Source organism: Mesonia algae (assembly GCF_003253545.1).
Lineage (GTDB): Bacteria > Bacteroidota > Bacteroidia > Flavobacteriales > Flavobacteriaceae > Mesonia > Mesonia algae.
On record NZ_QKYV01000001.1, the window covers coordinates 260,856 to 268,483 of the forward strand.

Consider the following 7,628-nt stretch of genomic DNA (forward strand, 5'->3'; position numbering starts at 1 on the left):
ACAAATTTTATTAGGTTGATAAATAGTTGCTTACGTTTAATTTCGTTTGCAAACATTTGTAGTCGTTTAAAAACAGATTTATTATGTTTAAAAAATTGAGTCGTTTTTCTCTTATAAATCAATAACTTTATAAAATGGAAAATCTAAGTGTAGCAATCATACAGACAAAATTAAAGTGGGAAGATATCGATGAAAATCTTTTTCGGTTAACCGAGAAATTAAATCAAGTAAGTGATACAGACCTTATTATTTTGCCCGAAATGTTTAGTACAGGATTTACGATGAATGCAAAACTTGTAGCGGAAAGAGAATCTGGTAAAGCGGTTAATTGGCTTATTAAAATGGCTACTTCTAAAAAGACAGCAATCACAGGAAGTTTAGTGATTGAAGAAAATGGGAATTATTACAATCGGCTTTTCTTTGTTTTTCCTAACGGTAAGTATAAAACTTATGATAAAAAACATTTGTTCACCTTAGCAAAGGAACACGAGCATTATTCCGCGGGAAGCGAAAAAATTATTGTCAATTATAAGGGTTTTAAAATTTGTCCTTTAGTATGCTACGATTTGCGATTTCCCGTATGGATAAGAAATGTGGAGGAGTATGACTTACTCATATTTGTAGCCAACTGGCCAAATAAAAGGGTTAAAGCTTGGGGTGCTCTTTTAAAGGCACGTTCTATAGAAAATATGTGTTATACAATTGGCGTAAACCGAGTTGGCTTAGATGGTAATGATCATCTTTACAGTGGTCATTCTGCTGTTTATGATGCTTTAGGAGAAAAAATATCTAAAGAAAATAAAGAAACAGAGTTTATAGAAAAGGTGACTTTAAGTCTAGAGTCTGTAACAAAAACTAGAAAAGATTTCGGTTTTTTAAAAGATCGAGATGCGTTTAATTTAATATAAAAGATTCATTAATATCCCAATTGGCTCTCATTTCAATAAGTTTTGGGAAATAAATAATCTGCTCGGGTTTGGTCTGGTTTAAGTAATTACCAGTATCCCATTTTCCATTATCGTTAAGATCGTAAATTAGCCTTGCTTTGTATTTTCCTGGTTTTATATGTTCAAAATAAAAAGAACTACCGTCGTCCTCTCGGTGAATACTTTGTTTAATAACTTTTCCTTTATTATCTACCACTTCTACAATAATAGGATAAGTTTTTACTTTAGAAATATTTAATGACAAGGTTCCCAAATCGGCAATAGCAGGCGTTTTTACTCGATATTTTAAAGTATCATTAGGCTTATCGTAAAAATCCGTAAAGGCATTAGGGAGCAATTGAATATAGTAAGTTTCTTTTTCGGTTTTATCAAAATCAATCATTAACTTGTTTTCTAAAGCCACTAATCGTGAAGAAAATTTTACCGCAACAGAGTCTTTATTTAGAACGCTAATCTTACTACTATCAATAGCTTTAAATGGAATATTAGCTGTAAGTCCAAAATCTTCTTTTATGTTGATTGAACTTTCATTAAGTTTCTTTATTTCTATAGAGTCTTTATACAATTCCTTCATTCTAGTAATTACCGTATCTTGATAATTAAGCTGAGTAATTTTTACAGTTAGACTATCCTCTTTAATAACGGGTTGATACCAAAAATGCAGAGTATCTTTCTCTAAATCTTTAACAATTTGTGTGTTAAACTGACTCGGATCTGGTTCTAAAATCTCAATCTCAAGACTGTCATTTAATAATCCTTCATAGCCATACACTACATGATTGGCAGCTACTTGTTTACTTTTGCTTACGCGGAATTCTTTCTGTTCCTTAAAAATACTAAACTCTAAGTTTCTGTTTGTAGGCAAGGTAAGAGTATCTTCAAGAAAGTCTATTTTATCTTCTGAAGGATTGAATAAATAATTAGAATTTTTATCCTTTAAGGCAATTACTCTATACTTTCCTTCCTTCATATTTTCAATCTGAAAAGAATTGGTAGAATCTTGAGTATAACCTATGTAAGTAGGAGGTTCTTGATATATAATCGAATCATTATAATTTTCATTTATTTCATACAATAAAACCGAAATAAATTCTTCAGTTTCTGACTCAAAAGCATCTTTTACCGTTCCAGAAACATTTAAAGAATCAATATAACCTCCTGTTGAAAATACATATTTAAAAAACGGTAAAGGGTTTTCTTCATTATTGTCTATAATACTGTTTCCAAAATTAATCGTGTACGTAGTGTTTTCTTTTAAAGAATCTCCTAGATGAATAGTTACGTATTTTTTCGGACTTCCTTGCGGAGAAATCGTAGGCTTAGGGTCTATAGGTGGCGAAATAATAATTTGCTTCTGTGCGTCCTCAAGTTTAATGAACTCATCAAAATAAATTCTTATTTCCTCATTTTTAAAATTGGTGCTAAAGTTTTCTGGGGAAGAGTTTATAAACACAGGAGGGATCGTATCTAAATCTCCACCCGTAGGCATACCTCTTTTGGCGCAATTAGAAAATGCTGAAAATACCAAAAGGCAAATCACGAAGTATAAAAAGCGCTGTAATCGCATATCACCAAATTTTACGCAAAGAAACGATTATTTTTTCAAAAATATTAGATTTATAAAGTGATCGCCATCGTAGCAATGCTAATATTTACGTTGGGAGCTTGCTGTAAAATTTGTGAACAGGTTTCTAAGGTAGTGCCGGTAGTTATAATATCATCTACTAACAAGATATGCTTATTGGCGATTAAATTTTGATTTTGTAATTTAAATAAATCGTGTTTCATTTCTGCTCGGGAACTTCTGTTTTTAAATACCTGTGTGGCAGAAGGGTTGTCTTTTATTAATACCTTATCGGAATAATCACAACCCAAATGTTTGGAGATGCTTTTCCCAAATCCCGCTACTTGATTATACCCTCTTTTCTTCAATTTTTTTCGATGTAACGGAACAGGAATTACTATCTGAATGTCTTTTGCCCAGGTTACGGTTTTTAAATCTTCTGCGAGCCAATTTCCCAAAACATTGCTTATTTCTTCTTTCCCCTTATACTTTAACTGATGCATTAATTTTTGTGTCATATTTTTTTTGTGAAAAACAAAAAGAGAAGTTATGTTTACCAAAGGAATTCTACCGTAGAATACTTTTTTTGCTGTATTTTCGTTATGGTAGTGGAAATTGGTTGTAGGAAGTTGATACCTGCAATAAAGACATAATGATTTTTCTTGTTCTAATAAAGAAGTAGAACAACAAACACATGTCTTTGGAAAAACAAACGCTATAAAATCTTTTGCAAGGTTCAATTAAATTGATTTTTTAAGTATATCAATTTAGTAAAAAATAGATTAACTATCTGTCTATGAGTGAAAAAAAAGACAATCGTGTACTTAAAATTTTGGTAGGGATATTGGCATTATTCTTAATTATTTCTATTGTTTACACGTTTAATTTTTACCAAGAAAATCAAGAAAGTATTGAGGTTATTTCTCAAGAAAAGAAAAAATTGAAAAACGAGCTTGACACTCTTCAGAAGAAATACGAAGCGATTGTTATTGATAATTCTTCCTTAAAAGAAGATCTATCTAGAGAGAAAAAAAGAATATCGATGCTTCTTAGCTCTTTAGATAGTTCTAAAATGACTAATGATCAATTACAACGTTATAAGATTGAAGCCGAGTTATTAAGAAGACAACGTCAAAAATTATTGAAAGTAGTAGACAGTTTTTCTCAAAAAAATCAAGAACTTCAAGAAGCTATAGATAGTACATCAAATATGCTTCAGCTTAATCAACAAAAATCTGATTCTTTAATTTTTCAAAATCAAGAATTAGAAAATCAAGTTCAAAAAGCAGCGGTTTTACAATTGAGTGATTTAAAAGCAGAAGGTGTTTACATTAAAAATAACGACGAGATAAATGTTACTTCTAAAGCAAGTAAAACCGAACAAATAAGAATTTGTTTTAATTTATTAGAAAATGCGCTTGCAAAAAGTGGCAAAAGAGACATCTATGTACAAGTTATTAATCCTAAAAATAATCTTTTAGGCTCCAAAAAGCTCATTTCTTTTGGAGATAAAAATTTAAACTATAGCGCATTGAGTACTATAAACTACCAAAATCAAAAAACAGAGATGTGCATACTTTTTGCAATCTCTGCTCAAAAACGAGTAGAAGGCCGTTATGTAATTAATGTATTTGACGGCGAAAATAGGATGGCGACAGATACTTTTATTTTAAAATAAAAAACTTAGCCACCAAACTTAAATATAAGTCCGCATTATTATTATTTTTGTCTTATGGCAAAACAACAAGATACTTTTAAGCAAGTAATATCCCATGCCAAAGAGTATGGGTATATTTTTTCGTCTAGCGAAATATACGATGGTTTAAGCGCAGTTTATGATTACGGTCAAAACGGGGTAGAACTTAAGAAAAACATTAAAGATTATTGGTGGAAAAGCATGGTTCAAATGAACCAAAATATTGTAGGCTTAGATGCGGCAATATTAATGCACCCTAAAACTTGGGAAGCTTCGGGACATGTAAATGCGTTTAACGATCCTCTTATAGATAATAAAGATTCAAAAAAGAGATACAGAGCAGATGTTTTGGTAGAAGATTATGTAGAAAAAATCAACCAAAAAGCTCAAAAAGAAATCAACAAAGCCAAAAAAAGATTTGGTGAAACTTTTAACGAAGAAGAGTTTGTAACGACCAACCCTAGAGTTATTCGTTACCAAGAGGAGCAAAAAACCATCATGGAACGTTTGGCAAAATCCTTAACGGAAGAAAATCTTGCTGATGTAAAAGCTCTTATTGAAGAATTAGGCATTGCATGTCCAGAAAGTGGCTCTAAAAACTGGACCGATGTGAAGCAGTTCAATTTAATGTTTGGTACCAAATTAGGCGCTTCCGCGGATTCTGCAACAGATCTATATTTAAGACCAGAAACCGCACAAGGAATCTTCGTTAATTTTGCCAATGTGCAAAAAACAGGAAGAATGAAAATTCCTTTTGGGATCGCACAAATAGGAAAAGCCTTTAGAAACGAAATTGTAGCTAGACAGTTTATCTTCCGTCAACGGGAATTTGAACAAATGGAAATGCAATTTTTTGTACGTCCAGGCGAAGAACTCAAGTGGTTTGAACATTGGAAAGAAACCCGCCAAAATTGGCACGCTTCTTTAGGACTGGGAGAAGAAAACTACCGTTTCCACGATCACGAAAAAATGGCGCATTATGCTAATGCTGCTACCGATATTGAATTTAATTTCCCATTCGGGTTTAAAGAATTAGAAGGAATTCATTCTAGAACCGATTTCGATTTAAAAGCACACGAAGAACATTCAGGAAAAAAGCTTCAGTTTTTCGATCCAGAATTGAATAAAAACTACGTGCCTTACGTTATTGAAACCTCAATTGGTTTAGACCGTATGTTCTTGGCGATTTTCTCTAGTGCCTTAAAAGAAGAAGAGTTAGAAGACGGTTCTACGAGAACAGTCTTAAAATTGCCTTCTATCTTGGCTCCAGTAAAAGCTGCCGTTTTTCCATTAGTGAAAAAAGACGGTTTACCCGAAATCGCTCAAGAAATTATAGAGGAATTACAATGGGATTTTAATGTAATTTATGATGAAAAAGATGCTGTAGGAAGACGTTACCGACGCCAAGATGCTAACGGTACACCATTTTGTATTACCGTAGATCACGACACCAAAGAAGACAACCAAGTCACCATTCGTCACCGCGATACGATGGAGCAAAAACGTGTGCCTATTTCAGAATTAAAAAGTATTATTGCTCAAGAAATAGATTTTAAAACTTGGATGAAAAAAGCTTAATTTTTTCTCTGTATATAAAAAAAACCCGCTAAGAATAGCGGGTTTTTTATTTAGGTTGTAGGGTTCTAATTTTTAATAAACCTTTTATTTACAGTCCCAAGATTGGTTTGAATTTGAAGAAAATAAACGCCAGCACTTAAACTTTCTAAATGAAGTTGTTGCTTGCTTTCTTTCACATTTATAAGTTCTAAACCGCTTAAATTATAAATTTTTAATTGTTCAATTTCTTGATTGTTTTTTACTTCGATATACAAGATATCTTTTGTTGGGTTGGGGTAAATGTTAATGTTATTTGCTAAGTCGTAATTAGACGTACTTAAATTATCAATAATTTCTGTGGAAACCATATTGGTTATGATGGGTGCATTAAAATCAAAATAAATATTGGCGTCTCCGGTAATAAAATCTCCCACAGCTACGCCACTTTTAGGTTTAATTTTATAAGCTACAAAACCGTGACTTGCAGGCTCGTTGGTGTTTTCATCGGGAAGGTTGATTCCATCAAAAATAAACTCCACTTCGTTTTCGTTGGTTACTTCAATGCGATAGTTATGACTAGCATTTACAGGTCTTAAGGTGCTGTAATCTAATTTTGGATGCAGCGTATCTAAAATCCTTACATTAATAGCGCTTGCAGTTCCCGTGTTTTGAAAACGTATCAAGTAATTTAAATATTCATCGGCGTCATCAATTTTTATTTCTTCGCCTTGTAAAACTTGTTTATCGTTAGGATCGTAAGAATTTACTACGGTTTGGTCATACACAAACGTATTGTCGGTAGGTGTAAAGTCATTCGTACTCGGACTTACACTTGCGGTAAAGCTCAAAATATCATCTCCGTTTACCGTTGGCGGTTGAAAGGTTTGCATGGTAATATCTACGGTCTGGAAAGTAAGCGGTTGTAAATTGGCTATATCAAAGGTTAGTTGATTCGTAGTAGTTGAGGTTGGCGTCACACTTGCATTAACAAAACTTTGCATGGTATCATCAAAATCTAAAGTTACCGTAGCATTGGTAACGGTTTGTGTACCTAGATTTTCTATGACCAATTGGTAATCTGCTTCAAAACCGGGACGCGCTTCACTGGTAGGAATAAAAACCACATTTAAATCTTCCATGGTTTGATTAGCAGTCACACAAAAATCAGCTACTTCAGTATTAGAATTGTTAAAAGTTACTTGTTGACTTGCTGGACTTGCAGAAAAATAACTTGGATAATTCACTACTGAAACGGTAAAATTTGTTCCAACAGTACCTAACTCATAATTTCCATTAATTGAATAAGAGAGTAAATCGTCACTCCCATCATTCGCATTGACCATAAACCCAGAAATAGCAGCATCATTAGGGTCACACCCGTCATTATTTTCATCATAAGCAATAGTTCCAATAATTGAGTTACAGTTGTCTGATTGACCACTATCATGTATATCCCATCCCAATTCATTTATTAAATAATTTCTAGCAGTTTCATTACAGTATTTTAAACCATTTGCATTTAATACTTTATTGTTTAAATCTAGTATTATAAATTGCGAAAGCAATTTGTCATAATTTTGAATGTCCATGTTTGTGTAACTTAAAAACCCAGGAGATAAATAAGATTGTGCATGAAGAACCACATTCGGATTAAAGTTCCAGTTATCTATGGGTTGATTAAAAACTTCTGCTTGACCAAACATACTTATCATATTTGTGACATTAGAGACATCCCAACTACTAATAGGTTGATTGAAAGAGAGGGCATATTGAAACATTCGAGTCATGTTAGTTACATTGGAGACATCCCAGTTATTAATTGGTTGATTAAAAAAATATGCATACTCAAACATACTTTCCATAT

General features: G+C 32.6%; 6 protein-coding genes. 3 read left to right on the plus strand and 3 right to left on the minus strand.

Annotation, left to right across the window (positions count from 1 at the left end; genetic code table 11):
• Positions 1-134: 134 nt before the first annotated feature.
• Positions 135-908 carry an amidohydrolase gene (locus tag LX95_RS01160; RefSeq protein WP_111539587.1) on the plus strand — a complete coding sequence of 258 codons (774 nt, stop codon included), beginning with the start codon at positions 135-137 and terminating at the stop codon, positions 906-908.
• Here the strand turns inward: LX95_RS01160 and LX95_RS01165 are convergent.
• Positions 895-2,514 carry an Ig-like domain-containing protein gene (locus LX95_RS01165; RefSeq protein WP_111539588.1) on the minus strand — a complete coding sequence of 540 codons (1,620 nt, stop codon included), beginning with the start codon at positions 2,512-2,514 and terminating at the stop codon, positions 895-897. The genes LX95_RS01160 and LX95_RS01165 overlap by 14 nt on opposite strands.
• 50 nt (positions 2,515-2,564) lie before the next feature.
• Positions 2,565-3,029 (minus strand): ComF family protein, encoded by a 465-nt coding sequence (locus LX95_RS01170; RefSeq protein WP_245924704.1) that lies wholly within the window; start codon positions 3,027-3,029, stop codon positions 2,565-2,567.
• Between the two features lie 278 nt (positions 3,030-3,307).
• On the opposite strand from LX95_RS01170, the gene LX95_RS01175 reads away from it, so the two are divergent.
• Both LX95_RS01175 and LX95_RS01180 read left to right on the plus strand, forming a co-directional pair.
• Complete coding sequence (locus LX95_RS01175; RefSeq protein ID WP_111539590.1) at positions 3,308-4,189, plus strand: hypothetical protein; 882 nt, start codon at positions 3,308-3,310, stop codon at positions 4,187-4,189.
• A gap of 54 nt (positions 4,190-4,243) precedes the next feature.
• Positions 4,244-5,785: a glycine--tRNA ligase gene (locus tag LX95_RS01180; protein WP_111539591.1), complete on the plus strand. Its 1,542-nt coding sequence runs from the start codon at positions 4,244-4,246 to the stop codon at positions 5,783-5,785.
• Between the two features lie 65 nt (positions 5,786-5,850).
• On the opposite strand, the gene LX95_RS01185 is transcribed toward LX95_RS01180, so the two are convergent.
• Positions 5,851-7,628, minus strand: a 1,778-nt coding sequence (locus LX95_RS01185) for a DUF7619 domain-containing protein (protein WP_111539592.1), incomplete at its 5' end; no start/stop codon positions are given.